Source organism: Paenarthrobacter sp. AMU7 (assembly GCF_041200195.1).
GTDB lineage: Bacteria > Actinomycetota > Actinomycetes > Actinomycetales > Micrococcaceae > Arthrobacter.
Genome location: NZ_CP165735.1, coordinates 4,069,599 through 4,094,673 on the forward strand (window position 1 = coordinate 4,069,599; position 25,075 = coordinate 4,094,673).

Consider the following 25,075-nt stretch of genomic DNA (forward strand, 5'->3'; position numbering starts at 1 on the left):
TCAGGACGCCACAGCTGCCCGGCGCCGCAGGCGTGCTACCAGCGTGGCGGCGAGTAACGCCGTCGTGATTTCCAGTCCGATGACCAGCAACAACCCGGCAGTGCCGGAGGAAACAACTGTGCCGGACGTGTCACCAACGTTCGACGACGGCCTGCCGCCGTGGGCGTGGCCGGCACCGCCTGCTCCGAAGAGCAGGACAGCGTGAAGTCCCACCATGGCCACGGCCGACATGGTCACTTGATGCAGGGCACCAACCCGGCTGTGCCGCCAAATGTGGACCGTGCACGGGACGCAGACTGCCGCCAACCCGATCATGAGGATGCCCACCCAAGGGTCGTGGTGTCCCGAGGCGGCGAGCCACAGGTGCACCAGGCAAGAGACAGCCGTGAGGGCCGCGCACATCCGGGGGTGCAGGACAGGCCCGGACGCCCGGACCTGTCCCGCGACGATTGCCATTATGGGTGTCCCGATGCGCTTTAGTGGCAGTGCCCGGCGGGCTCGCCGTGTTCTTCGGTGGAAGCGGCGGCCTCGGTGTGGCAGCTCGAACCCGAAGCGTTGGCCGGGACGTCCAGGACCGGGCTGCGGTCAAAGAACCCTTCGGGGCGCAGTTTGAAGCCGACGGTGTCCACGGGCATGATCGGCCAGTCCTCCACGCGGGGGAAGTGCGTGAGGCCGAACGTGTGCCATAGGACGATGTCCTGGCCGTCGATGTCGCGATCCTGGGCAACGTAGGCCGGCAAACCGGCACCGCCGGAGTGTTGGTTCACGAAGTCGCCCGTGGGGTAGCGCTCCTCGTCGGCGTAGCGGGTGACCCATACGTCCTTGGTGGCGAAGGCCGCGCGCTTCGCTATGGAGGAACCGGGGTCGGCCAGCAGCGTGGGCTGGTTCTCGGCGTGGAGTTTGTAGCCGACGGGTTCGCCCAGCCGGTTCTTCGATTCCGGGTTGGAAATGATCCAGGTGCGGCCCGCGCGTGCATCGGCTTCCCGAACGCCCTCGGACTCTTTGGTGAGGACGGTGCGTTTGCGGGAGAACGCCTTGCCGCGCTCGTTGCCCTCGCCCATGGCCTGCCGGACCACGTCTTCTTCCTCCACACGGTTGGTGAAGCCATCAATGGCCATATCCAGCCGGGCGCTGAAGAGGTGCTGATGGAAAGGGGCACCGAGGCCGGGAGCGAGCTGGGAGATGTTGTCCGAACCGCCCTCCGGGAAGGCGCTGGTAAACACGACGCCGGTGGCCTTGGCTTCGAATTCGATGGTGCCGTCCAGGTAGAGGTACCAGTAGAAGCCGTAATCGTAGTTGCCGATGGTGGTGAAGAAGGAGATCACCAAGCGGCGGTTGCGGCGGGTGTAGTTGATGCCAGTCCAGAGGTCGGAGTGCTTGGAGAGGATGCCCCAGTCTTCCTCGTGCATGCAGATGCCGTTGCGGATTTCACGGGGGTTACCGAAAGCGTCGCTGATGACTGGACTGAGGTAGGTGATGTCACCCAGGCAATCGCAACCGAGTTCCAGGGAGTTGGCGTACTGGCCCACCAGGTACTCGCCGGTGTCGAAGTAGTTCTGCCAGGACCGGATGGGAGAGGGATCGCCGTAGGGAACCACCATCTCGGCGATCGAGGCACGGTTGATGATGGGGCGCTTCTTGTCGCCATCCTTGAACGACAGGTTGTGGAGGACAACTCCTTCCCGGACATCGAAGCCGACGTCCACGCTCCACTTCTCCCACTCCACGTGGTTCCCATCCGTGACCGTGAAGCTCGGACCCTCAGGCTGGGTGATGCTGATGGGCTTCTGCGTGGTGCGAAGCGGGCCCGTCAGTTCGGGATCCGTGTAATTCCCGTGCTCCGCGGGGATGGGCATCACCCCAAGATCGATGACCTGGGTGACTTCCTTGTTGACCACATCCACGTAAGCCACCAGGCCGTCCACGGGGTGGGCCCAGGCGCTGTCCTCCGGGAAGTCCTGCACAAACGCAAGACCGCGGAGGATGCGGCGGCCTTTCTCTTCGGCGTACTCAAAGACGCCCGCGGACAGCGGAGCCACGCGGACCTTTTCAACGTCCAGGTCCCGGGCTGCCAGCGCGGTCAGCCAGCGCTCATCAGTAGCGAGGAGCGTCTCGACAACCTCGAATTCTTCTTCGAGCACGGGCAGTTCGCCGGAAACCTTGGTGTCCAGTTCCTTGGCGGACACCAGCTCGCCGCGGGTCACCGAAACAAGGACGTCCGTGGGAGCTCCGCCCGAGATGTCGTGGATGAAGACGCGGAATCGGCGGTCCTCCTCACTGGCACCGCGGGAAGGGTCCACCAGCCCAAGGTAGGCGATCCGGTGTCCGTCACCAAGGAGGCCGGCGGCTTGGAGAATCCCCTGCACTTGGGAGATTTCGGCCCCTGTTGCCAGGCCGTACTGGTTTACTGTCTCAGTTGCTGTGGGCGTCATGGCTGCCTAGTGTTCCGGGACCTATGATGGGTCAGGATTTATTTTCTATAGGTGTAGAGAATAACCAAAACGTAAGATGGGTCACAAGACCTTTCTGCCAAATATTTTTTTCCGGGAGCCCACTCAGTGCCAAAGATTGTGGACCACGATCAACGACGCCTCGAACTGGTTGACGCAACGTGGCGGATCATCGCAAGGCTCGGCATGGAAGGTGCCACCATGCGGGAGATTGCCGAGGAAGCAGGCTTCGCCAACGGCGCCCTCAAGCCCTACTTCCCCACCAAGGACCTGCTGCTGACATCCGCTTTCGGGCACGTCTTCAACCGCACCAACCAGCGCATCGCCACCATGACCGAGGGGCTGTCAGGCGTCGCTGCGCTTCGCGCGTTCTGCGCTGAAGTCCTGCCCCTGGACGAGGAACGCGTCAACGAGGCCCGGATTGTGATTCCGTTCTGGCAGAAGGCGCTCAACGACGCTGACATGGCTGCGCTCCACAGCGAGTCCATGAGCCAGTGGCACACCACCATCACCGCGCACACCGCAGCAGCCCGCGCGGCCGGTGAGATCAAAGCCCCCATCGGGGACGCCGCCGTCGCTGACCACATGCTGAACATGATGCTCGGCGCGCAAATTGTTGTGGCGTTGTCCCCTGCTGAACATTTCTCGCAGGATCTTGCGGGGCAGCTGGATAACTACCTCGCGCTGCTTGCCAGCTAGCTGGTGGCGCCCGAGGCCACCACGCCGACGCCAAGACCGGCGATGACACCGCTGCTGACACGCTCGACGACGGTGCTCACCTTGGGTCGTTTGAGCCACCGCATCGCCTTGAATGCGACGACGGCGATCATCGAGAGGTACGCGAAGGCGATCACTGCAACGACGACGCCCAGAATAAGCGAGGTACCCATGGTGTCGCCGCCGTGCGGGATGAACTGCGGGACCACGGCCAGGCAGAACAAGCCGACCTTGGGGTTGAGGAGCGTAGACAGTGCCCCTGCCCCCAGCGCGGAAAGCCTGCTGTACGGGAGGGCCGCCTCAGGTGCAGAACCGTCGGCACCTGCTTTTGCCGCTTTCCGGGATTTGATGAATGAAGAGACGCCCAAATACAGCAAGTACAGGCCGCCGGCGATCTTGACCCAACGGAACAATTCCGCGGACTGCTCCAGGATGGCGGCCAGACCGACGCCCACCAACGCAGCCCAGGCAATCGCACCAACGGCAGACCCTGCAGCCGCAGCGATACCAGCGCTGGGCCGGTTCAGCGCGATCCGCAGCACAAGGAATGTGTCCGGACCGGGAGTGACGGACAGGACGAGGCAGAGACCGGCGAAGGCCGCAAGGGAAGCAAGAGTCACAAGCTCGATTATCAGGCACGGCGGCACGCACGGAAAGCGTTCGCTTCCCGTCAATGGCTGTTCGTGCATAGACAAGGCCCAACTGCGTGACGCCGACCACACTGGAAACACCGGCGCGCGCCTCACCGGCCGCCAAGACTTACTACCCGAGCGGAGTACCAATGGAGACTTACGACGCCCTGCTGGCCTCGATCACCCCGGCCAACGGCCAGAACAGCCGCACCATCCTTGACCCTGCTACGGGTGAAGCCGTTGGCGAAGCCCCCGTGCACACCGTCCAGGATCTTGAAGCAGCCATCACCGCCGCCACGGCAGCGCAACCTGCCTGGGCTGCCCTGGGCCACGACGCCAGGTCAGCTGCGCTCATGAAAGCAGCCGACGCCGTCGAACGCTCCGCGGAAGAACTCGCCCAACTGCTCTCCCGCGAGCAAGGCAAGCCGCTGAACGGGCCGAACGCCCGCTTCGAAGTCGGCGCGTGCGCAGCTTGGCTTCGTGCCACCGCCGCTACCCCGCTCGACCCTGAAACAGTGGTGGACGACGGCGAGACCCACGCTGAACTGCATTACCGGCCCATCGGCGTCGTGGGTGCCATTGGGCCGTGGAACTGGCCCATGATGATCACCGTCTGGCAGATCGCACCGGCCCTGCGCATGGGCAACGCCGTGGTGGTCAAACCGTCCGAATACACCCCGCTGTCCGTGCTGGCACTGACCTCGATCATCAACGAGGAGCTGCCCGAGGGCCTGCTGTCCGTGGTCTCCGGTGGCCGCGACGTCGGTGAAGCGCTGGCCTCGCACGACGCGATCGGCAAGGTCATGTTCACCGGCTCCACCGCCACGGGCAAGGCGATCATTCGATCGTCGGCCGACACGGTCAAGAGGCTCACGCTGGAACTCGGTGGCAACGACGCCGGCATCGTCCTTCCGGACTCCGACCCCAAGGCGATTGCTGAGGGCCTGTTCTGGGGTGCGTTCATCAACACCGGCCAAACCTGCGCGGCCCTGAAGCGCCTGTACGTCCACGAGTCGCAGTACGAGGCCGTGTGCTCCGAACTTGTCGCCGTGGCTCAGGCTATGCCCATGGGTAACGGCCTGGATGAGAACAACGTTCTGGGCCCACTGCAGAACCGGCAGCAATACGACATCGTGGCCCGCCTGGTGGAAGCCGCTCGCGATTCCGGTGCCCGGGTGCTGATCGGCGGCAACCCCGACGCCGACCAGCCGGGCAACTTCTACCCGACCACTCTCGTGGCGGACATCGACAACGACAACCCGCTCGTCGCCGAGGAACAGTTCGGTCCGGCACTGCCGATCATCAAATACAGCACCGTTGATGAGGCAGTCGCCAAGGCGAACGCGCTCGACGTCGGACTCGGTGCCTCGGTCTGGTCCTCAGACCTGAACGCTGCACGCGAAGTAGCATCCCGCATCCAGGCCGGCACCGTGTGGATCAACAAGCACGGAGCCGTGGATCCCCGCGTCCCGTTCGGCGGTGCGAAGCAGTCCGGCTACGGCTTGGAGTTCGGTGCCGAGGGCCTCAAAGCACTCGGCGTTCCGCAGGTCATCAACGGCTAACCCCGCTGCGCTTACCCAAGTAGGTGACAGATAACGTCGCAATGAGCCCTCATAGTGACGTTATCTGTCACCTACTTTTGCTTTCCCAGTGCTCCGCGCTGGCCAGGCTGCGATCGCTAGGATAAGGACGCCGGATGCGGCTATGACAACGGCGTCGAGCCCCGGTTCTAGTCTGGCAAATACAGCTGCTCCCAAGGCCAGCACTCCCGATCCGGCCAGGAACGGGCGGCGGGCGCTGGCAGCCCATGCGATGAGCGCGATCCCGAAGAACGGGCTGTATAGGAAGCCCAAGGCGACGTCTGCGACGAAGAACGCTACGGCTGCGAAACAGAGCAGCCCGGAGGCGCTGGTCCGGTGAGCCAGCCTCCGACAGCAGAGGTAGACGGCGAGCGCTGAAAGAAGGCTCAACCCATGGGACGCGAGCTGCCACGGCTCTGATGCCAGCACGTTCTGTCCCGGTGGTCCTGCCAGCAGGATGGCCCAAAAGAGCGTGAACAGGCCGATCGTCGTGCCCGCAAACCTTGCAACCCGCTGTTCGTTGACAGTGTTTGTTGCGCTACTTCTGAACGCTGTCGCAGTCGTCATCGGCCGCCCCCAATCCTTGTTGCGAACCTAGGGTCGGTGGCACCCACTTGTCCAGTCACAGGGTGGACGCGGTTGGGAGGCCGGGCGCTCAGCGTGTAACCATGAGCATCATGGCCCAGAAGATTGCGTACCAAGGCGAGCCCGGAGCTAACTCGGATCTCGCGTGCAAGGAAATGTTCCCTGAACTCGAGAGCGTGCCTTGCGCCAGTTTTGAGGACGCCTTCGAGCTGGTGTCCACCGGGGAAGTCGATCTGGCCATGATTCCCATTGAGAACTCCATCGCCGGGCGTGTGGCCGATATCCATGTCCTGCTCCCGCAGTCCAAGCTGCAGATCGTTGGCGAGTACTTCCTGCCGATCCGCTTCGACCTTTTGGGCATTCCGGGCAGCACCATCGAGGGAGCTACCGAAGTTCACAGCCACATCCACGCTCTGGGGCAGTGCCGCAGGATCATCCGGGAAGCGGGCCTGAAGCCCGTCATCGCCGGCGATACTGCAGGATCAGCCCGTGAGGTCCGGGACTGGAATGATCCCCACAAGCTGTCCCTGGCTCCGCCTCTCGCCGCTGGCCTGTACGGTCTCGAAGTCCTGGCTTCCGGCGTCGAGGACGATCCCACCAACACCACCCGCTTTGTTGTCCTGGCCCGGGAACGCGAGCTCCCTACCAAGGAAGAGCTGCCCGGCCCTGCGATCACCAGTTTCGTCTTCCGGGTCCGCAACGTTCCCTCGGCCCTGTACAAAGCACTTGGTGGCTTTGCGACCAATGGCCTCAACATGACACGGCTGGAAAGCTACATGGTGGGCGACGAGTTCGCTGCCACCATGTTCCTCTCCGACGTCGAAGGCCACCCCGAAGACGCCCGTCTCCGCCGGGCCTTGGAAGAACTGGAGTTCTTCACTACCGAGGTCCGCGTTCTGGGTGTTTACGCCGCGGACGGTTACCGGGAACGGAACACCGTCACCGTCTGATCTACCCTTGATACCGGGGGAAATGCTGACGTGAAGAAGAAGTCAAAACAGTGGGATCCACGGATCCTCTACGGCGGAATGATCGCGGTCATTTTGGCCACCTTTGTGTGGATGGCCCACAGCACCTTGCTTGGGGCATCCTTGTTCTTCGCCCCAGGGGCGACTTACACCTTTCTCCTATTTCGGGTACTGCCCCAGTCATCGCGCGCTTCCATGCTGATGCTCTGTGCATTGCCCTTGGCATCCTATTCAGCGCTTTCGTTTGAAGACGGTCTAGGGATTCCTGCCGCCGCATCGTGGTTCTTGGGTGTCATCGCCGGGGGAATTGCAAGTGGATACCCGTGGTCAGGAAGAAGGAGTCCGGCGGGGAAGAAACCCAGTGGAAGCATCGAAGCCGGCAAGGAATCCGTTGGAGGCCGGCGTCAGGCGCTAATTAATGGATCCTGCGCGGCCGTCTTGATGGGGGCCGGCCTTGCCCACTTCATCTTCCAGAGCCCGACGGCGGCAGTCGGCGCCGTTTTGGCAGGCGCCTTGATCTGCGGCTGGGCGTTGTTCCGGTTTCCACCATCGGCCGCGACCAGGAACGCACTCCTTTTGATCATCCCGGTGGAGTTCTTTTTGCTGGCATTCCTGGGAAGTAATACCAGCCAGATGGCTCTTCCGTTCGTGTGGACGTACGGTGCCCTGGCTGGTGTCCTCTTGGGAGGGCATTATTGGAGCGGCCCGCTTCGGGGCACACCCCGGCCACCGTTCAGCAGCCAGGAGAAACGGCGTCGTAAGCGCAAAAAGGTACGCCGGTCGCGGGACAAACAGAAACAGAACAAGGTGCCCGCGGGGCGCCGTTGACCATCAGGCCACCTTTTTTGCCATCGTCGGGCGGCGGGAACCGTATTGCTCGCATGAGCACCGAACCCGCCGCCGGACAATGGCGCGACACCCTGCTGCTGGAGCGCCGCTCGCCGGTGGACGGCTAACACCTAGCGACCCACCGGTGCCTCTTCCTCGCGAAGCTCAACCGGGGCCGCCGAAGCCGAACGCCCCAGCTTGCTCGGCCACCAGATCTTGCTGCCGATGTCGTACGCGAGGGCAGGTACCAGCAGAGACCGGACCAACACGGTATCCAGCAACACACCGAACGCCACGATAAAGGCGAGCTGCACCAGGAACATGATGGGGATGACCCCAAGGGCCGCGAAGGTAGCGGCCAAGACCACGCCGGCGGACGTGATGACACCACCAGTAACAGCCAGCCCCCGCAGGATTCCCGGGCGGGTCCCATGCTTCAACGACTCTTCGCGAACACGGCTCATCAGGAAGATGTTGTAGTCCACGCCCAGTGCCACCAGGAACACGAAGCCGAACAACGGCACCGTGGCATCGGCACCCGAGAATCCGAAGACCCCGTTGAACACCCACGCCGAGACACCCATGGCGGCGCCGTAGGAAAGCACCACGGACAGCACCAGCAACACCGGCGCCACTACGGATCGCAGCAGGAGCATCAGGATGAACAGGATGACGACCAGCACAATCGGGATGATGACCACAAGGTCGCGCTGCGCCGTGGTGTTCGTGTCCAGGGCGGTGGCCGTGACTCCACCTACCAACGCGTCGGCGTCAACTTCCTTGACGGCCACCCGCAGCGACTTCACCGCCTCTTCCGCTTCAATGGAGTCCGCGGCCGAGTTCAGCGTCGCATTGATCAGGACCCTGCCCTCGCGCACGGCCGGGTCAGCAGGAGCACCGGGAGCGCCGGTGATGGGCACGTTTCCGTCGGCCAGCAGGTAGGCGTCGCCCACGCCGTCGGCGGCTTTGACCTTGTCCAGCACCTGCTGGGCGGAACCTTCCGAGGCGACCACGACGGCGGGGCTGCCGCTGCCGGCGTCGAAGTGGCGGGCCAATGCTTCCTGTCCGTCCACTGCGTCGGAAGCGGAGAGAATGACGTCCGTTTGAGGAACACCGTTGGCCTTCAACTGCATCAGGCCGGTGGAGGCCGCAAGGAGCAGGAGCACTGAAGCCACCCACACAACGCGCGGCCGCTTGGAGACCAGACGACCCGTGGCGCGCCACAGTCCCTTTTGCCCTTCAAGTCCAGTGACAATCTCAGGTTCGCGTTCGTCGTCGGGCAGCAGCTTGGGCCGGAAGGGCCAGAAGGCTGCACGGCCAAGCAATGCCATCAGCGCGGGCAGGAGCGTGAGCGCAGCGAACAAAGAGCAAAGGATGCCGGCGGCGGCCACCGGGCCCAGCGCCTTGTTCGAATTCAGATCGGAGAACAGCAGGCAGAGCAGCGCGATGATCACGGTGGCCCCGGAAGCGAGGATCGGCTCAAACGATGCCTTCCACGCCGTGATCACGGCGTGCGTGCGGTTGGCGGTATGGGTCAGCGCCTCCCGGAACCGGGCCACGTACAACAGCGCGTAGTCGGTAGCCGCACCGATCACCAGGATGGACAGAATGCCTTGGCTTTGGCCGTTGAGCTGGATCCAGCCAGCCTTGGCCATGCCGAACACCAGCAAAATAGCGGCACACAGCGCAAAGACCGAGGTGAACAGCACCGCCAGTGGCAGCACCACCGAGCGGTACACCAGCAGCAGGATCACGAACACGGCTCCCAAGGCAACCAGGAGCAGGATGCCGTCGATCCCGCCGAAAGCGTTGACGAGATCGGCGGTCAGGCCCGCGGGTCCTGTAACAAAGGCCTTCATACCGTCGGGCGCTCCGGGCTGGACGACGTCGCGCAGTTCCTGGACTTTTTCGCGGAGTTCATCAGAGGACGCCATCGGAACGATGAACTGGACGGCTTTGCCGTCTTCCGAAGGAATGGGCCCGACGACGGCACTCCCCAGTTTGAGTGCCTCAATGTCGGCTTTCAGCTGGGCTGCTTCGCCCAGTTGGGCCGGGGTGAACGCAGCATCGCTCTCAACGATGACCACGGCGGGGATCTCTTCAGAGTCCCGGAACTTGGCCTGCCAGTCGCCCGCTTCCGTGGCTTCGGCGCCTGCGGGGAGGAACGAGGCCTGGTCGTTGGAGGAAACCTCTTCCAGCCGCCCGAAGGTAGGGCCGCCAATGCCGGCGATGCCGAGCCACGTGATGACCAGCACCACGGGGATCAGCCAGCGCAGCCAGAAAGGTACTTTCCGCGAGTTCATGAGTCCTTCTTCTGTGGGGATGCTTGTTGCCTTTATTCCATCACAGATTATCTCTATGATGGAACTATTCCAAGGGTTGGCTCCATCGGATGCCAAAATCCTTCACTGCTGGGAGTAATATCCGGAAGGCAGTAATCACCAGACAAACGCTGGCAGGAGGGCGGATATGTCGGACACACCAGCCACGCGCCCCGAGAACGCAGCCCCCCAGGAACTGGTGCGGCTCCTCCAGGACTTCACCCTCGAAGCCAACCACTACGTTGACGCAGCAGGTGGCAGGAACGACATGCACCGTACGGACCTCAACGCACTCGCCGTCATCATGCGCCACTCCGCGGCCGGCAAAGTGGTCACGCCGGGTGTTCTCCGCGCCGAACTCCGGCTCAGCTCCCCCGCCACCACGGCATTGGTTGATCGCCTGCATGCCTCCGGGCACGTGGTGCGCGAACGGCTCGGCACGGACCGCCGGCAGGTCCAGCTGCAGATGACACCCAAGGCGTATCGGGACGGAAGCGCCATGTTCATGCCACTGGCCATCCGCATGGGCAAGGCCATGGCTGCCTACAGCTCCGAGGAACTGGAGCTTGTCACCCGCTTCATGACGGACATGGTGGAAGCAACCCTCGCCGCGCGCGAGGAAGCATCCCAACCCGAGGCGCCGCGCTCCACCTAAATCCACCTTCCAAGTTGTAGCGTTTCCCTATGAACGCGCAGCAGCCTGAAGATGTCTATACCCACGGACACCACGAGTCGGTTGTCCGGGCCCACGCCTCACGGACGGTCGAGAATTCGGCCGCGTTTGTGATTCCCCATCTCACCGCCGGGACTTCAGTACTCGACGTCGGGTGCGGACCGGGGAGCATCACCTGCGATTTCGCCGGGCTCGTTGCGCCAGGGCAAGTGATCGGTTTGGACCGTTCGCCGGATATCGTCGCCCAGGCCACAGAGCTGGCCACTGAGCGTGGCGTTGACAACGTGACCTTCCGGACCGGCAACATCTACGATCTCGACTTCGAGGACGAGTCCTTCGACCTCGTCCATGCCCACCAAGTCCTCCAGCACCTCACCGATCCCGTGGCCGCCTTGCGCGAGATGCGGCGGGTGGCCAAGCCCGGTGCGATCGTGGCTGTGCGCGACGCTGATTTCCACGGCATGAGCTGGTACCCGGAAGTTCCGGAGCTCGACGACTGGATGGAGCTCTACCAGAAAATCGCCCGCCGCAACGGAGCAGAACCCGACGCCGGCCGACGTCTGGTTTCGTGGGCCCAGCAGGCTGGATTCACCCAGGTGGCTCCCACCAGCAGCAACTGGCTCTACGCCACGGCGCAGCAGCGCGCCTGGCAGTCCCGGGTCTGGAGCGAGCGGGTGCTGCATTCCGCATTTGCCGAGCAGGCGTTGGAGTACGGTTTCGCCAACGAAGCAGACCTCGCCCGGATCGCCGCGGGCTGGCACCGCTGGGGAGCCACCGACGACGGGTACTTCCTCATCCCCAACGGCGAGGTCATTGCGCGGGCCTGAAACTTTTGAAAAGAATTTCCCGAGCCATGTAGAAAAGTCCACTGCAGTTCCGACCCATGAGTGAAGGCACCCACAATGGGCGCCCCTCACAAGGAGTTTGAGATGAAATACATGATCATGATGTTCGGGTCTGCCGAGGGCATGATGGCGACTGCCGATCCGGAGTGGATCAAGGAAATGATCGGGTTCATGATCCAGATCGATAAGGACCTGACCGAGTCCGGTGAGCTCGTTTTCAACGCCGGGCTGGCCGACGGCAGCACCGCGAAACTCGTCAAGCAGACCCCGGACGGCGTCATCACCACTGACGGCCCCTACGCCGAGTCCAAGGAATCACTGGTGGGCTACTGGGTGGTTGATGTCGCGAGCGAGGAGCGCGCGGTGGAAATCTGTTCAAGCATTGTGAAGTACGCGCAGGTAGTTGAGCTTCGCGCCATCCCGAACGGACCGCCGGAGGTCTAGCGTTTGACCGAACCTTCATCGGAAGCACGAATCGAGGACCTGCTGCGCACCTTGGCTCCGCAGGTCCTCGGCGTGCTGGCGAGGACTCACGGCCAGTTCGATGTGTGCGAGGACGCCGTCCAGGAAGCACTCCTTGAAGCCTCCCTGCAGTGGCCAACGGCCTTGCCGGACAACCCGCGGGCCTGGTTGATCGCCGTCGCAAGCCGCCGTTTAGTGGACATCTGGCGGAGCGAAAGCGCCCGGCGCGTCCGGGAGGAACGCGCCACAGCCATCGATTTCCAAGCAGGTCCAGTCCCGGAGGCAGACGACACCCTTACCCTCATGTTCCTGTGCTGCCATCCAGCCCTGTCCGCACCATCGCAACTCGCCTTGACGCTTCGCGCAGTTGGAGGACTCACGACGGCGGAAATCGCCTCGGCCTTCCTGGTCCCGGAAGCGACCATGGGACAGCGCATCAGCCGCGCGAAACAGGGGATTCAAAAGGCGGGAGCCACGTTCAGCATGCCGCCGGCCTCCGAGCGGAAGGCGAGGCTCGGCGTCGTACTTCATGTCCTGTACCTGATCTTCAACGAAGGTTACGCGGCAAGTTCCGGTCCATCCCTCCGGCGCGAGGACCTCACCACGGAAGCGATCCGGGTGACACGCCTGCTGGTGGGCGCCGCACCACATGAGCTTGAGGCGAGCGGCCTGCTGGCGCTGATGCTGCTCACGGATTCCCGGCGGGCGGCGCGTGCTCTGCCGGACGGAACACCGGTGCCACTGGCCGAGCAGGACCGAAGCCTTTGGAATCGGGAACAGATGGAGGAGGGCATCGCGCTGTTGTCCTCCGTGCTGGGGCGTGGGGCGGCCGGGCCGTATCAACTTCAGGCGGCCATCGCTGCCGTTCACGCAGAGGCCGCCTCCGACGAAGAGACTGACTGGCCACAGATTCTAGCCCTCTACACAGTCCTTGACGCCGTCGCACCCAGTCCCGTGGTCACACTGAATCGCGCTGTAGCTGTGGCCAGGGTGCATGGGCCGGTCGCTGGCCTGGAATTGTTGGTCGGACTGGATACGGCGCTGGGTCGGACGCACCGCTTGGACGCCGTGCGGGGCCACTTCCTGGAGATGGCCGGCTCGTACAGTGAGGCCCGCGCGGCCTACCTCTCGGCCGCCAAGAAGACCGGAAGCCTGCAGGAACGAAAGTACTTAATGGGGAAAGCAGCGCGGATGGACGAGCATTAAGCCCATATAGTCGAACCCATGGAACAGCGCATACTTGGCAAGACCGGCCGATCCGTCTCCACCGTGGGACTGGGAACCTGGCAACTCGGAGCCGACTGGGGTTCAGTCACCGAAGAAGACGCCTTTGCCGTCCTGGAAGCCTCCGTACAAGGCGGCGTCAACTTCTTCGACACGGCAGACGTCTACGGTGACGGCCGCAGTGAGCAGTTCATTGGCCGCTTCCTTCGCGCCAATCCGAACCTGGACATCACGGTCGCCACCAAGATGGGCCGTCGGGTGGATCAAGTCCACGGGAATTACACTCTGGAGAACTTCCGGGCCTGGACCGACCGCTCTCGGCGCAACCTGCAGCAGGACACCCTGGACCTCGTTCAATTGCACTGCCCTCCCACGTCCGTGTACAGCAGCGACGAAGTCTACGATGCACTGGACACCTTGGTCAGCGAGGGCGCCATCCGCAACTACGGCGTCAGCGTCGAGCGCACGGATGAGGCACTCGAAGCCATCAGGCGCGGGAACACCGCTTCCGTGCAGATCATCCTCAATGCCTTCCGCTTGAAACCGCTGGATGAGGTGCTGCCCGCAGCCAAGGAAGGGGGCGTTGGCATTATTGCCAGGGTGCCGCTGGCCTCCGGTCTGCTGTCCGGGAAGTACACGCCGGACACCGAGTTCCCTGAGAACGACCACCGCAATTACAATCGCGACGGCTCTTCCTTCGACGTCGGCGAGACCTTCTCCGGCGTCGATTTCGCAACGGGCGTCAAGGCGGCGCAGGAGTTCAGCGGATTAGTGCCCGACGGCGTCAGCACCGCCCAGGCGGCCCTCGCCTGGGTCATCGCCCAGGATGGCGTCACATCGGTCATTCCCGGTGCGCGCTCCGCTTCGCAGGCAGCGGCAAATGCCGAAGCCGGTGGTTTGCAGGCTGTGGGGGCCGGGCTCACGGACGGTGTCCTGGACATCTACGACCGGTACTTCCGCGAAGCGATCCACCCGCGCTGGTAGTTGCTGGGCCGCCGTCGGGCGCTGGCTGCTACCAGCCGCTGCGCGTCGGTGTGTGTCCCTTACGGGCTTCCTCGGGCATGGACATTTCTGCACGCAGTCCGAGGAGCCGGATGGGACGGTCCGGCTCCATTTTTCCGGTGAGGTCCAAGGCCTGCGCTAGGACTTCTTCCCTGTCGAACGTCTCAGGAATCTTCCTGGCGTAGGTCTTGGTGAAGAACGGTGCGTAGCGGACTTTCAACGTCAGCCCAATTACGGGGCGCCCCTCCGCTGCGACGTCTTCCAGGACGCGGGCGGTCAGTTCCTTGATGGCGTCGCTGATCTGGGTGGGCTCTGTGAGGTCCTGCTGGAAGGTGGTCTCGCGGCCATGGGCGCGGGCGACCCACGGAGTGTCATCCACTTCGCTGGAGCCCTCACCCCGACCCAACTGCGCGTACCAAGGGCCCATTTTGGGGCCAAACTCCGGGACCAGGGCCTGGGGGTCGGTTGCGGCGAGCTCTGCCACCGTGGTGATTCCGTGCTTCGCCAGCCGTTGTGACACCTTGCTCCCGACGCCCCACAATTCCTTGGTGGGCATTTCACCCATGACGTCGAGCCAGTTCTCCTTGGTCAGCCTGAAAATTCCTGCGGGCTTGCCAAAATCCGTGGCATTCTTGGCGCGGACCAACGTGTCACCGATGCCCACACTGCAATGCAGCTGGGTTTGCTCGAGGACGGCGGCCTGGATCTGCCGGGCATATGCGTCCGGGTCGTCAGTTTCGACGCCGACAAAAGCCTCATCCCAGCCGAGCACTTGAACCGTGGCTCCCGGCTGGGCGCGCAGCGTGGTCATCACTACGTCCGAGGCCGCCAGATATGCCTCTTGATCTACCGGCAGGATGATGGCGTCGGGCACTTTCCGGGCAGCAATCCTGAGCGGCATCCCCGAGCCGACGCCGAACGCCCTGGCTTCGTAAGATGCGGTGGACACCACAGCCCGTTCCGTGGGGTCACCCCGGCCACCGACGATGATCGGTTTGCCCGCGAGCTCGGGCCGCCGGAGTATCTCGACAGCGGCAATGAACTGGTCCAGATCGACGTGCAGCACCCACGGGATTCCGCTCACGGCACCAGTTTGCCCTACGGCGTTGCTTCCTGACCCTCTTTGATCCGCGGGAGCTCGGAAAACAACCCATTCCGGGTGCATTAGGCCTTGTCAGCCGCCAAAAGAGGTCAGGAAGCAACGCGTCGGAAGAGCCCACCTCACCGGCATAAGCTGAGGTGTGCAATTTTCTCTTTGGCTGGCCCTGATTGGTGCCGGCACCCTGATCAGTTTCACTCCCGGCGCCGGAGCCATCTTCACCATGAGCAACTCGCTCAATTCCGGCTTCCGTCGTTCCATCTGGGGCATTCTCGGACAACAGGTGGCTCTGGTCATCCACATCGTCATTGTTGCCTTGGGCGTCGGCGTGCTGGTTTCCAACTCTCCCGTCATCTTCAACGTCATTCGTTACGCGGGCGCCGCGTACCTTGTGTACCTCGGCATCCGGCAGTTCCTGCACAAGCCTGACCTGGACAAAGAGAAGGTGGACAGCCAAAAGAACGAGTCGGCCTTGTCCATGTTCCAGCGAGGCATTTGGGTGAACCTGCTGAACCCCAAGGCAATCGTCTTTTTCCTGGCGTTCATGCCGCAGTTCATCAGGCCGGACCAGCCGTTGCTCCAGCAATATGCCGTGCTGACCGCCACGGTCCTGGTTATCGACATTCTGGTGATGTGGTTCTTCTTCGCCCTGGCTGCGCGTTCCTTCCAGCGGTTCACCCACGACCAACGCGGCCAAACAATTCTGAACCGCATCTTTGGCTGCCTGTTCGTCCTCGTCGGCATCTTGCTGGCAGTCATCCACTAGCCACGGCGACAACGCTTGGTGCTACCGTCGAGGCCATGGAGCCGGACTGGATCGAACACCGACGCACAGACGATGGCGAGCACGTGGGATGGATGAAGCCCGTTGACGACGGATTCGTAGCAATTGACCTGCTGGGACGCCCGCGCACGGACGTTGTGGATTGGTTCACTGCCGAAGAAACACTCGATGACCTCGGCCTCCGCTACCTCGCCGATCCGCACGAGTTGCTGCTCGACGACGGCGACTGGCTGCGCGTCCGGATAGCGGAAGTCACTCCGTCCCTGGTGCGAGTGAAAAAGGAAGATTGGGGCGATATGACCGCTCCACAGATCTACTTCACCGTGTCGAACCCCGTCTCGGAAGCACAGCTTCGCCCGCTCTCCCCTGGCTAAGACGTAGATCCCCGAACCACCAGCGAGCTCTCGAGCGTCACGTGGGTTTCGCCCAGCGGCAGGCCTTCCATCAGGCCCCGCAGCTGCTCCCCCGCTTTACGGCCCAAGGGCGTTGCCGGCAGGTGCACGCTGGTGAGGCTGGGGTTGCTGGTGGCCGAATAGGGCAAGTCATCAAACCCTGCCACAGCCAGCTGCTCGGGGATCCGGACACCTTCCACCCGAGCTTCCTGCAGAACGCCATAAGCGTGCGTGTCCGTCCCGCAGACGACGGCGGTGACCCCCTCGCGCTGCCACTCCGGCCAGACGTCGGCGAACGCGGCGGCGGCAGCACCGACGTCGATCGGGGTGCTGATGACATGGCCAGGGGCCACGGAAAGTCCGCACGAAGCAGCCTCCGCGAGAAAGGCTTCGCGGCGCAACTGGAACGTGGTTGTTCCCGTCACGCCATCCACATAGGCGGCGCGGGTATGACCGGAAGACGCCAAATGCCGGGCAAGTTCCCGCGCGCCCTGGGCAACGTCAAGGTTCACGGATGGCGCGTAGGACTCAAGGCCGGGTGCATCCAACAGGACCAACGGGCCGGCCGCGGACAGATCTTCCAGGAACTCTGCACTGGGCGCCCCCACCAGCAAACCGGCAGGGCGCAGTGCCAGAAGTTTGCGGACATCGTCAGCCTGGGGCGACTCACCAGCGTCGGTCACGGAAAGCAGCAACTGGTACTGGGACCCCAAGGATTCCCGCACCCCGGCGATCACGTTGGCGAAGAAGGGGTTGGAAACGTCCGGAGTCACCAATATGACAATCGAACTGACCCCGCGGGCCAGGGAACTGCCGATGCTGTCCACCACGTAGCCGAGTTCGGAAATGGCCAAGCGGACCCTGGAGATGTTGTCCTCAGAGACGCGCCCCTGGGTTTTTCCGTTCGCCACCAGGGAGACGGTCGCCGTCGAAACGCCTGCACGGGCGGCTACCATCGCAGCCGTCACGCGAGGTGAGCGGGGCGCGCTGCCTTGGCGCCGATCCAGGGATTCCATGCATCGATCGTATCGGTCCCATACCGCGTTGACCTGCGAGAAGGCATCAAGCGCTTGACGTTGCGAGGACAGCAGCGAACCCCGGCACAACGTTAAGCGTTTGACGTAGCCCACAAAGCAGTGCCAGAATTCCCCTGAATGCTTAGCGCCCTGCCCCGGGCAAGTTCCAGGCAGGCCCCAATGACGTGGAGAGAAACGTGGATCCCAACACCATGACACCAGCACGCAAGAAGATCATTCTTGACTGCGACCCTGGCCATGACGACGCCGTGGCGTTGCTGCTGGCGCACGGCAATCCGGACATCGAACTGCTGGCCGTAACGACGGTGGTGGGCAATCAGACCCTGGAAAAGGTCACCCGGAACGCCCTCTCGGTAGCCACCATTGCCGGCATCACCGGCGTCCCTTTCGCCGCCGGCTGCGACCGCCCGTTGGTCCGCACCATCGAAACGGCCCCCAGCATCCACGGCGATTCCGGTATGGACGGCCCGGAGCAGCCCGAGTCCATCATCGAGCTGGACCCGCGCCACGCCGTCGACCTCATCATTGAAACTGTCATGGCACACGAGCCGGGCACTGTCACGTTGGTCCCCACCGCGGGCCTTACCAACATTGCGATGGCCGCCCGCAAGGAACCGCGCATCGTGGAGCGCGTGAAGGAAGTTGTCCTCATGGGCGGCGGCTACCACGTGGGCAACTGGAGCGCCGTGGCGGAATTCAACATCATCATCGACCCCGAAGCCGCACACATCGTTTTCAACGAAAAGTGGCCCGTAGTGATGGTCGGCCTCGATCTCACCCACCAGGCGCTGGCCACGGACAAGGTGGTGAACCGTATAGCTAAGATCGGCACCAAGCCGGCCAAGTTCGTCATGGAGCTCATGGACTTCTTCCAGAAGACCTACAAGGACGCCCAGGGCTTCGATTTCCCACCGGTCCACGACCCCTGCGCCGTGGCCTACGTCATCGACCCCACCGTCATGACCACCCGCAAGGTCCCCGTGGACATAGAGCTCCAGGGCAAGCTCACTCTTGGCATGACCGTTGCCGACTTCCGCGCACCGGCCCCCGAGGACTGCCACACGTCGGTCGCCGTCGACCTCGACCACAAGAAGTTCTGGGACCTGGTCACCGATGCGATTGAACGGATCGGAGAACCAACGCACGACGCCGTCGCTGCCGCCACCGCTGACGTAAACGCCACCGCAGAGGCCATCCTGGCAGGAGAGGCAAAGTAATGTCCTCCCTCGCAATCGAAGCCAAGTCCACCCGCGGCAACGTCACAGCCCTCATGGTCGCGTTGCTGGCGGCCTGCGTGGCTTTCCAGCTCAACGCCTCCATGCTTAGCCCTGCCCTGGTCACCATGGGCAACGAACTAAACACGGACCAGGCCACCATCGGCCTGTCCCAGACGTGGTTCTTCACGGCCGCAGCGCTCTTCTCGCTGTTCCTCCCGCGCCTGAGCGACATCGTGGGCCGCAAGAAGATCCTGGTCGGCATGATGCTCCTGATGGCTGTTGGTTCGGTCATCGCAGCGATGGCCCCGGACGTCACGTGGCTCTTCGTGGGCCGCATCATTCAGGGCGTCAGCGGCCCCACGGTTCCGCTGTGCCTGATCATGCTCCGCTCAGCAGTCAGCAACCCCCGCAAGTACGGCACGCTCATGGGCCTCATCACAGCAGTCAACGGCGGCGTGGCCGGCGTCGACTCGTTCGTGGGCGGCTACTTCGCCGAGAACTTCGGCTTCCGCAGCATCTTTTGGCTCATGGTTGCACTGGCCTTGGTGGCTACCGTCCTGATCGCCGTCCTTGCCGGTGAAAGCAAGCCTGCCGCCGGCACCACCATGGACTGGCTGGGCGTGTTCTTCATCGTCATCGCCGTGGGTGCACTGCTGACGGCTCTGAACGAGGGCGCCAAGCTGGCCACAGCATTCGACGCCGGGACGCTGACTCTCGCGATCGTGCTCACGGTGATCGCCGCCGTCGCGTTCTTCGCCTTCTGGACTGTGGAGAAGCGCGCCAAGCAGCCCATGGTGGAAACCGTGCACCTGCGCCACCGCTCCACCTGGGCACCGCTGTTGACTACCACCTTGACGATGACGGGCATTTTCGCAGTCATCAACGGCATCGTCCCCGCCTACGTTCAGGCTGCAGATCCAGGCTTCGGCGTGGGTCCCACCGAGATGTCGCTGATCATCCTCACCCCGTACGCCCTGCTGGGTTGGCTGTTCGGCCCGATCAGCGGCCGCCTGGCGCCCGTCCTCGGCTACACCAAGGTCTTGCGCATCGGCCTGCTGGGCAGCCTGGTGGCGTTGGCCATCATCGCGTTCTTCGGCCTGAACAACCTTCCCATGATGATCGTGGGCACAGCCTTGCTGGGCATCATGTACGCCGGTACGGTCAACATCATGCTGAACGGATTGGGCGTGGTCCTCTCGCCGCAGGGCAACCCGGGCTTCCTGCCGGGCATGAACGCGGGCGCCTTTAACCTCGGCGCCGGGCTGAGCTTCCTTGTCCTCCCGGCGGTCCTGGTGGCCACGGCATCGCTCAACGATCCCAAGGCTTCGTACCTGACCGTTGTGGTGGTGGGCCTGGCCATCACCCTCGCTGCCTTCGCCGCCTCACTGTTGATCCCCAAGCCCGTGGACGCAGAAGTGACCGAGGACCAGAAGGTGACCGCATGACCAGCGCACCCAAGGCGGGAATCGTCGTCGTCGGCTCCCTGAACGCAGACCTCACCATCTACTGCGACCGTCTCCCCCAACCCGGCGAGACAGTTCACGGCAATGGTTTCGCGGTGAATCCGGGCGGCAAGAGTGCCAACCAGGCGGTGGCTGCCAGCAAGCTCGGCGGACAGGTCAGCCTGATCGGCGCAGTAGGCGAGGACCCCAACGGCACCATGCTCCTGGATTCGACAGCCAGCGCCGGAGTGGACGTGTCACGCGTCCGACGCTCCGACGTCGCCACCGGCGTAGCCGTCATTTCGGTGGACGCGAGCGGTGAGAACAGCATCATCATCTCGGCCGGCGCCAACGGCACCCTCAGGCCCTCCGACGTCACGCCGGACGCCTTCCAGGATGCGGCTGTTGTGTGCCTCTGCCTGGAAGTGGGAATCGATACGGTGACCGCCGCAGCCCAAGCAGGGCACGACGCCGGCGCAACCGTTCTGCTCAACCTCTCGCCTTACGCGGAGGTACCGGAAGTCCTGGCTGGCTTGAGCGACGTGTTGTTGGTCAATGCCCACGAGGCGTCGTTGTTCCTTGGCGCCGAAGCGGACATTCCGGACGCCGCGGCAGAACCCGAAGCGTGGGAGCCGGTCCGGAGCCAGTTCGCGGACCGCGGTCTGCAGCGGGTCCTGGTGACCCTCGGCGCACATGGCTCCGTGGTGCTGGATTCGTTGGCGGGTGGAACTGAAGACCAGATCACCCGCATTGCCCCGACACGTGTTTCAGCGATTGACACCACGGGTGCCGGAGACGCCTTCACGGGCGCTGTCGCCGCGCGTCTGGCGGCCGGGGAAACCCTCGCCGATGCCGCATCCTTCGCCTCGGTTGCCGCCGCGTTGGCTGCAACCAGGAAGGGCACGCAGGCCGCGTACCCGGGGATCGCCGACGTCGAGCAACTGCGGGACGCTTAGCCCCAGCGTCGTACCCAACTGAGTAACAGCACATGTTCCACTGAGCCCTCAGTGGAACATGTGCTGTTACCTACTTGATCTAGGCGGACTTGCGGGCTGCCCGTTGTGCTGAGCGCTCCACTGCCTTGCGGGACAGTGCGCCATGGCCGGCCATCAGCCGGGGAACCACGACGTAAACAGCAGCGGGAACCACGAGTGCCGTGAGCAGCAGCGCGCGAAGGACCGGGTGCAGTGGCTCCATGATGGGGCCGAGGAGCAGCATGCCGATGGACACCAGCGGGAAGATGGCGAGCCAGGTAATAAGCGCCCGCATGTGAACGGAGGGTCCCTGCGGGCGGGCCGTCGACGCTGTGGGTTCTACGGCGGTTTGGGAGGTTGTTTGGGTGGTCATGGCATTCTCCAACTAAACGGTTGCTTTTGGCTTGGGATCACACTATCCCCACTCGCCCACAATTACAACCATTCAGTTGGAAACTGGTAATATGACCCTATGGCGTGGGACACAGAGCGAACCAAGGGACTGCTGCTCCAAGCAGCCACGTCCGAGTTTTGCGCGCGCGGACTTGCAGGAGCCCGTATCGACCGTATTGCCGCAGAAGCCGGGGTCAACAAAGAGCGGATATACCAGTACTTCGGCAATAAGAATGCGCTTTTCGACGCCGTGATCGTCACCGCCCTGAGCTCCCTCATGGATGAAGTACCCATCGAAGGCAACGGGCCAGAGGCCATGGCAGACTACGCCGGCCGACTCTTCGACCACCACCAGAAAGACGCAACGGCACCACGCCTCCTGTTCTGGGAAGGTCTGGAACGCGGCGCGGAGGTTGTTGGGCTGCCGAAGCGGATGGCCAACTGCGCATCGAAGGTCAACAGCACCATCGCCGCCCTCCCCGGCATCTCCAGGGAAGACGCCGGAGACCTGCTCATCACCATCGTGAGCCTCTGCGACGCCGCACCCGTACTGCCGGCACTCGATGGACTGATGGCCGGCAATGACCCCGGCCGCGCGCAAAGGCGACGCGCCGCCGTCGTACGCACCGTTTACCTGGCCGCTGCAGCGCTGGCTGCCGAAGCCTCCAACGCTGATCCGGCCCTCATCACCCAGGCACGTTCCGCGGACTCTGTGACAGCTTTGACACAAAAAGTGACTTAGTTGTGAAGTGGCCCCTAGCCAAGAAGGGGTGCCATCAATCATGCTTGCAGAATGTACTCAACGACGAGCCCATACCGCATCATCACGGTCTGCACGGGAAACATCTGCCGCTCGCCCATGGCAGCCCTCATGCTCACCGAAGCCTTCGACGCGGAAGGGCTCGGCCAGCTCGTAGCGGTGGACTCCGCGGGCACCACAGGGTACGAGGTGGGGCATCCGATCGACCCCCGCGCCGCCCGCGTCCTCACAGCCCAGCACATCGCTTCCGAGGACCATGTAGCCCGTAAATGGCGGCATGAATGGTTCGCGGAACGGGACCTGATCCTCGCGCTGGACGTTGACCATTTCGGCTGGCTCCAAGAAGGAGCGCCGGACCGGGCTTCACTCGAAAAGGTGCGAATGTTCCGCAGCTTCGATCCCCGCATGGAAGGGCGCAGCTCCCTGGACCTGGGCATCGAAGACCCCTGGTATGGCGGCCACACCGACTTCGACAACACCTGGACGCTCATCAAAGCCGCCATCCCCGGAATCGTGGAGTACGTCAAAGCAGCGATCGCCTCCGCGGAGGCCGCCGCTGACAACGACCACCAGCAGGTAACCTCTATGACATGACCCCTGCACCCGTGATCATCGCTGTTGACGGCAGGTCCGGTGCAGGAAAAACCACACTGGCCGTTGAACTGGCGGCACGTTTGCGGCAGCACCACAAGGTGTCGCTGTTCCACTTGGAGGACATCTACCCCGGCTGGAACGGTCTTATGCCCGGCATTGAGCGCTACGTCGGCACAGTCCTGACGCCGCTCAGCTCCGGCCAGGCCGCGGAGTGGACCAGCTGGGACTGGGAACGGCATTACGACGGCGGACTGAACGTCACGCTGCCCGCCGAGATCGTGATTGTTGAGGGCGTTGGCGCTGCGGCGGACGCTGCCCGGCCCATGCTGGACGCCGTGGTGTGGGTGGAAGCGCCCGGTGACGATCGCCGTCGTCGTGCGTTGGCGCGGGACGGAAGCACCTACGAACCATACTGGGACAGCTGGGCAGCCCAAGAGGACGAGTGGCTCTCCTCTGATCAGGTCATCGGGGCCGCCGATGTTCGCGTGCAAAACCTTGCCGACGGCAATGCCCCGGAAGATGTTCTGCAAGCTCTCATGTACCTGCCCTCAGTTGCTTCGATTTTGTCACCCGAGCTCAGTGCACGGCGTGGCCTTCAACTACGGTCCGAGCGCCTGGAAGCTGTCCCTGACGCTGCAGTGCTCTTCGAATCCCTCTATGCCCGTTCCGGCAACGCCGTCTGGCTCGATTCCTCCAACGCCTCGGCCGTCGCCGGCAGGTCCCAGGCCGCCGCACGCAGCCGCTTCAGCATCCTGGCGGACGACAGCGGCATGTACGGACAGTCGGTACGCCACGTGTCGGGGACCACGCACATCACCGCGGGCACAGCCACGGTCACCATCTCCGGGCCGTTCTTCCGATGGCTGGATACTGTCTGGGGCCGCAAGGCGGTCCGCGCGCCCCGCGGCTACGACGGCCAATTCACACTCGGCTGGCTCGGCTACCTCGGCTACGAACTCAAGCGCGAAACCGGCGGCAATGACGTCGCCTCCCACACCCCGGACGCGGCTCTGCTCTTCGCCGGACGGGCTGTGGTTCTGGACCATCGGGAACGGACCGTCTGGCTGCTTGCCCTGGAAGCGCCCGACGCCGACGAGTGGTTGCGCGCGGCCCGCACCGCCGTCGGGGCTGCTGTGGGTGGTTCCGCTCCTGCTGCCGAATATTCCGGCGCCGCCGCATCAGGTGCCGTCCCGTCATTCGTGAGCCGGGACTCCGCAACGGACTATAAGCGCAAGATCGCGGACTCCCAGCACGAAATCAGCGAGGGAAACTCGTACGAGATCTGCCTGACCACCACTCTTGAAGCCCCCGCCGGGGATCTGGACCCGTGGCGCAGCTACCTGAACCTTCGACGCCGGAACCCGGCACCGTTCGCCAGTTACCTCCGGTTCGGCGAACTGGTGGTGGCGAGCACGTCGCCTGAACGCTTCCTCCGGATTCTGTCCGATGGCGGCATGCGCGCCGAGCCGATCAAGGGCACCCGGGGCCGCTCATCCGACGCCTCCGAGGACGCAGCTTTGCGGCACGACCTTGAGACGTCGCTGAAGGACCGCGCCGAGAACATCATGATCGTGGACCTGCTGCGCAACGACCTCAGCCACTTTGCCATCCCTGGTTCCGTGACGGTCAGCCGCTTGTGCGCGATCGAAAGCTACGCCACCGTCCACCAAATGGTCAGCACCATTGACGCCCACCTGAAGCCGGGCGCACCCCGCGCGGAAGCCTTGGCTGCGGCTTTCCCCGCCGGTTCCATGACGGGAGCGCCAAAGATCAGCACCATGGACATCCTGGACCAGCTCGAGTCGGGACCGAGGGGCATTTATTCGGGCGCCATTGGCTACTTTTCCCTGAATGCGGCCACGGACCTCGCCGTGGTGATCCGTACCTTGGTGGTCAACCCTGACGCCAACGGCGGCAGCACGCTCTCCCTTGGCGTGGGTGGGGCCATCACCGCGGACTCCGTAGCCGACGACGAGTACGAGGAGATCCGAACCAAAGCGTACGGCGTGCTGTCCACGTTGGGCGCCGACTTCCCGGGCTGAGTTTTGTACAGCCAATGCCCCTAAGACCGCCTCTAAAGGCGTCAGCTGTACTGA

24 protein-coding genes are annotated in these 25,075 nt (G+C 63.6%); 16 read left to right on the plus strand and 8 right to left on the minus strand.

Annotation, left to right across the window (positions count from 1 at the left end; genetic code table 11):
• Both ABQM86_RS18695 and ABQM86_RS18700 read right to left on the minus strand, forming a co-directional pair.
• Nucleotides 1–456: a hypothetical protein gene (locus ABQM86_RS18695; protein ID WP_369745256.1), complete on the minus strand. Its 456-nt coding sequence runs from the start codon at nt 454–456 to the stop codon at nt 1–3.
• Nucleotides 457–476: 20 nt separating this feature from the next.
• A complete protein-coding gene (locus ABQM86_RS18700; protein ID WP_369745257.1) occupies nt 477–2,432 on the minus strand; it encodes a primary-amine oxidase in 1,956 nt (651 codons plus the stop codon).
• Nucleotides 2,433–2,558: 126 nt separating this feature from the next.
• Here ABQM86_RS18700 and ABQM86_RS18705 point away from each other — a divergent pair, with 126 nt between their 5' ends.
• Nucleotides 2,559–3,149 (plus strand): TetR/AcrR family transcriptional regulator, encoded by a 591-nt coding sequence (locus ABQM86_RS18705; RefSeq protein ID WP_369745258.1) that lies wholly within the window; start codon nt 2,559–2,561, stop codon nt 3,147–3,149.
• On the opposite strand, the gene ABQM86_RS18710 is transcribed toward ABQM86_RS18705, so the two are convergent.
• A complete protein-coding gene (locus tag ABQM86_RS18710) occupies nt 3,146–3,787 on the minus strand; it encodes a LysE family translocator (protein WP_369745259.1) in 642 nt (213 codons plus the stop codon). The two genes, ABQM86_RS18705 and ABQM86_RS18710, sit on opposite strands and share 4 nt — an antisense overlap.
• Nucleotides 3,788–3,948: 161 nt before the next feature.
• Between ABQM86_RS18710 and ABQM86_RS18715 the strand changes: the two genes are divergently transcribed.
• Complete coding sequence (locus tag ABQM86_RS18715) at nt 3,949–5,361, plus strand: aldehyde dehydrogenase family protein (RefSeq protein ID WP_369746690.1); 1,413 nt, start codon at nt 3,949–3,951, stop codon at nt 5,359–5,361.
• 60 nt (nt 5,362–5,421) lie between these two features.
• Here ABQM86_RS18715 and ABQM86_RS18720 read toward each other — a convergent pair whose 3' ends face one another.
• Nucleotides 5,422–5,946 (minus strand): hypothetical protein, encoded by a 525-nt coding sequence (locus ABQM86_RS18720; protein WP_369745260.1) that lies wholly within the window; start codon nt 5,944–5,946, stop codon nt 5,422–5,424.
• A 110-nt stretch (nt 5,947–6,056) separates the two neighbouring features.
• Here ABQM86_RS18720 and ABQM86_RS18725 point away from each other — a divergent pair, with 110 nt between their 5' ends.
• The gene (locus ABQM86_RS18725) at nt 6,057–6,914 is read left to right on the plus strand and encodes a prephenate dehydratase (RefSeq protein ID WP_280628044.1); all 858 of its coding nucleotides are present in this window, start codon (nt 6,057–6,059) and stop codon (nt 6,912–6,914) included.
• A gap of 977 nt (nt 6,915–7,891) precedes the next feature.
• Here the strand turns inward: ABQM86_RS18725 and ABQM86_RS18730 are convergent.
• Nucleotides 7,892–10,063, minus strand: a complete 2,172-nt coding sequence (locus ABQM86_RS18730) for an MMPL family transporter (RefSeq protein ID WP_369745261.1) — start codon at nt 10,061–10,063, stop codon at nt 7,892–7,894.
• Between the two features lie 166 nt (nt 10,064–10,229).
• On the opposite strand from ABQM86_RS18730, the gene ABQM86_RS18735 reads away from it, so the two are divergent.
• From ABQM86_RS18735 to ABQM86_RS18755, 5 genes are all read left to right on the plus strand, one after another.
• Nucleotides 10,230–10,736 carry a MarR family winged helix-turn-helix transcriptional regulator gene (locus ABQM86_RS18735; protein ID WP_207595140.1) on the plus strand — a complete coding sequence of 169 codons (507 nt, stop codon included), beginning with the start codon at nt 10,230–10,232 and terminating at the stop codon, nt 10,734–10,736.
• Between the two features lie 29 nt (nt 10,737–10,765).
• Nucleotides 10,766–11,581 (plus strand): methyltransferase domain-containing protein, encoded by an 816-nt coding sequence (locus ABQM86_RS18740; RefSeq protein WP_207595141.1) that lies wholly within the window; start codon nt 10,766–10,768, stop codon nt 11,579–11,581.
• A 102-nt stretch (nt 11,582–11,683) separates the two neighbouring features.
• Nucleotides 11,684–12,043, plus strand: a complete 360-nt coding sequence (locus ABQM86_RS18745) for a YciI family protein (protein WP_207595142.1) — start codon at nt 11,684–11,686, stop codon at nt 12,041–12,043.
• A gap of 3 nt (nt 12,044–12,046) precedes the next feature.
• Complete coding sequence (locus ABQM86_RS18750; protein ID WP_369745262.1) at nt 12,047–13,267, plus strand: RNA polymerase sigma factor; 1,221 nt, start codon at nt 12,047–12,049, stop codon at nt 13,265–13,267.
• A gap of 18 nt (nt 13,268–13,285) precedes the next feature.
• Nucleotides 13,286–14,269 carry an aldo/keto reductase gene (locus ABQM86_RS18755; RefSeq protein WP_369745263.1) on the plus strand — a complete coding sequence of 328 codons (984 nt, stop codon included), beginning with the start codon at nt 13,286–13,288 and terminating at the stop codon, nt 14,267–14,269.
• A 28-nt stretch (nt 14,270–14,297) separates the two neighbouring features.
• Here ABQM86_RS18755 and ABQM86_RS18760 read toward each other — a convergent pair whose 3' ends face one another.
• Complete coding sequence (locus ABQM86_RS18760; protein WP_369746691.1) at nt 14,298–15,353, minus strand: DNA polymerase IV; 1,056 nt, start codon at nt 15,351–15,353, stop codon at nt 14,298–14,300.
• A 175-nt stretch (nt 15,354–15,528) separates the two neighbouring features.
• On the opposite strand from ABQM86_RS18760, the gene ABQM86_RS18765 reads away from it, so the two are divergent.
• Nucleotides 15,529–16,152 (plus strand): LysE family transporter, encoded by a 624-nt coding sequence (locus tag ABQM86_RS18765; RefSeq protein WP_369745264.1) that lies wholly within the window; start codon nt 15,529–15,531, stop codon nt 16,150–16,152.
• A gap of 35 nt (nt 16,153–16,187) precedes the next feature.
• Nucleotides 16,188–16,544 (plus strand): hypothetical protein, encoded by a 357-nt coding sequence (locus tag ABQM86_RS18770; protein ID WP_207595146.1) that lies wholly within the window; start codon nt 16,188–16,190, stop codon nt 16,542–16,544.
• Here ABQM86_RS18770 and ABQM86_RS18775 read toward each other — a convergent pair.
• Nucleotides 16,541–17,578 (minus strand): LacI family DNA-binding transcriptional regulator, encoded by a 1,038-nt coding sequence (locus ABQM86_RS18775; protein WP_369745265.1) that lies wholly within the window; start codon nt 17,576–17,578, stop codon nt 16,541–16,543. The genes ABQM86_RS18770 and ABQM86_RS18775 overlap by 4 nt on opposite strands.
• A gap of 212 nt (nt 17,579–17,790) precedes the next feature.
• On the opposite strand from ABQM86_RS18775, the gene ABQM86_RS18780 reads away from it, so the two are divergent.
• Genes ABQM86_RS18780 through ABQM86_RS18790 form a run of 3 tightly spaced genes read left to right on the plus strand, consistent with a single transcriptional unit; the run spans nt 17,791 to nt 21,214 of the window.
• Nucleotides 17,791–18,816: a nucleoside hydrolase gene (locus tag ABQM86_RS18780; protein WP_369746692.1), complete on the plus strand. Its 1,026-nt coding sequence runs from the start codon at nt 17,791–17,793 to the stop codon at nt 18,814–18,816.
• On the plus strand, nt 18,816–20,261 hold the full coding sequence (locus ABQM86_RS18785) for an MFS transporter (protein ID WP_207595150.1): 1,446 nt from the start codon (nt 18,816–18,818) through the stop codon (nt 20,259–20,261). Before ABQM86_RS18780 ends, ABQM86_RS18785 begins: the two co-directional genes overlap by 1 nt.
• Nucleotides 20,258–21,214 (plus strand): ribokinase, encoded by a 957-nt coding sequence (locus tag ABQM86_RS18790; RefSeq protein WP_369745266.1) that lies wholly within the window; start codon nt 20,258–20,260, stop codon nt 21,212–21,214. Before ABQM86_RS18785 ends, ABQM86_RS18790 begins: the two co-directional genes overlap by 4 nt.
• A gap of 79 nt (nt 21,215–21,293) precedes the next feature.
• Here ABQM86_RS18790 and ABQM86_RS18795 read toward each other — a convergent pair whose 3' ends face one another.
• A complete protein-coding gene (locus ABQM86_RS18795) occupies nt 21,294–21,605 on the minus strand; it encodes a hypothetical protein (RefSeq protein WP_280623971.1) in 312 nt (103 codons plus the stop codon).
• Between the two features lie 99 nt (nt 21,606–21,704).
• Here ABQM86_RS18795 and ABQM86_RS18800 point away from each other — a divergent pair, with 99 nt between their 5' ends.
• Genes ABQM86_RS18800 through pabB form a run of 3 tightly spaced genes read left to right on the plus strand, consistent with a single transcriptional unit; the run spans nt 21,705 to nt 25,021 of the window.
• A complete protein-coding gene (locus tag ABQM86_RS18800; RefSeq protein WP_207595153.1) occupies nt 21,705–22,367 on the plus strand; it encodes a TetR/AcrR family transcriptional regulator in 663 nt (220 codons plus the stop codon).
• 51 nt (nt 22,368–22,418) lie between these two features.
• Entirely contained in the window at nt 22,419–22,979 is a 561-nt protein-coding gene (locus tag ABQM86_RS18805) for a low molecular weight protein-tyrosine-phosphatase (protein WP_369745267.1), read from the plus strand.
• Nucleotides 22,976–25,021 carry an aminodeoxychorismate synthase component I gene (pabB, locus tag ABQM86_RS18810; RefSeq protein WP_369745268.1) on the plus strand — a complete coding sequence of 682 codons (2,046 nt, stop codon included), beginning with the start codon at nt 22,976–22,978 and terminating at the stop codon, nt 25,019–25,021. The genes ABQM86_RS18805 and pabB overlap by 4 nt, the downstream gene beginning before the upstream one ends.
• Nucleotides 25,022–25,075 lie beyond the last annotated feature (54 nt).

Bases quoted from the DNA above. Each gene is read 5' to 3' on its own strand.
- ABQM86_RS18695 (WP_369745256.1), bottom strand. From the start codon at position 456: ATGGCAATCGTCGCGGGACAGGTCCGGGCGTCCGGGCCTGTCCTGCAC.
- ABQM86_RS18700 (WP_369745257.1), bottom strand. From the start codon at position 2,432: ATGACGCCCACAGCAACTGAGACAGTAAACCAGTACGGCCTGGCAACA.
- ABQM86_RS18715 (WP_369746690.1), top strand. From the start codon at position 3,949: ATGGAGACTTACGACGCCCTGCTGGCCTCGATCACCCCGGCCAACGGC.
- ABQM86_RS18720 (WP_369745260.1), bottom strand. From the start codon at position 5,946: ATGACGACTGCGACAGCGTTCAGAAGTAGCGCAACAAACACTGTCAAC.
- ABQM86_RS18725 (WP_280628044.1), top strand. From the start codon at position 6,057: ATGGCCCAGAAGATTGCGTACCAAGGCGAGCCCGGAGCTAACTCGGAT.
- ABQM86_RS18730 (WP_369745261.1), bottom strand. From the start codon at position 10,063: ATGAACTCGCGGAAAGTACCTTTCTGGCTGCGCTGGCTGATCCCCGTG.
- ABQM86_RS18735 (WP_207595140.1), top strand. From the start codon at position 10,230: ATGTCGGACACACCAGCCACGCGCCCCGAGAACGCAGCCCCCCAGGAA.
- ABQM86_RS18740 (WP_207595141.1), top strand. From the start codon at position 10,766: ATGAACGCGCAGCAGCCTGAAGATGTCTATACCCACGGACACCACGAG.
- ABQM86_RS18745 (WP_207595142.1), top strand. From the start codon at position 11,684: ATGAAATACATGATCATGATGTTCGGGTCTGCCGAGGGCATGATGGCG.
- ABQM86_RS18755 (WP_369745263.1), top strand. From the start codon at position 13,286: ATGGAACAGCGCATACTTGGCAAGACCGGCCGATCCGTCTCCACCGTG.
- ABQM86_RS18770 (WP_207595146.1), top strand. From the start codon at position 16,188: ATGGAGCCGGACTGGATCGAACACCGACGCACAGACGATGGCGAGCAC.
- ABQM86_RS18775 (WP_369745265.1), bottom strand. From the start codon at position 17,578: ATGGAATCCCTGGATCGGCGCCAAGGCAGCGCGCCCCGCTCACCTCGC.
- ABQM86_RS18780 (WP_369746692.1), top strand. From the start codon at position 17,791: ATGACACCAGCACGCAAGAAGATCATTCTTGACTGCGACCCTGGCCAT.
- ABQM86_RS18785 (WP_207595150.1), top strand. From the start codon at position 18,816: ATGTCCTCCCTCGCAATCGAAGCCAAGTCCACCCGCGGCAACGTCACA.
- ABQM86_RS18790 (WP_369745266.1), top strand. From the start codon at position 20,258: ATGACCAGCGCACCCAAGGCGGGAATCGTCGTCGTCGGCTCCCTGAAC.
- ABQM86_RS18795 (WP_280623971.1), bottom strand. From the start codon at position 21,605: ATGACCACCCAAACAACCTCCCAAACCGCCGTAGAACCCACAGCGTCG.
- ABQM86_RS18800 (WP_207595153.1), top strand. From the start codon at position 21,705: ATGGCGTGGGACACAGAGCGAACCAAGGGACTGCTGCTCCAAGCAGCC.
- ABQM86_RS18805 (WP_369745267.1), top strand. From the start codon at position 22,419: ATGTACTCAACGACGAGCCCATACCGCATCATCACGGTCTGCACGGGA.
- pabB (WP_369745268.1), top strand. From the start codon at position 22,976: ATGACCCCTGCACCCGTGATCATCGCTGTTGACGGCAGGTCCGGTGCA.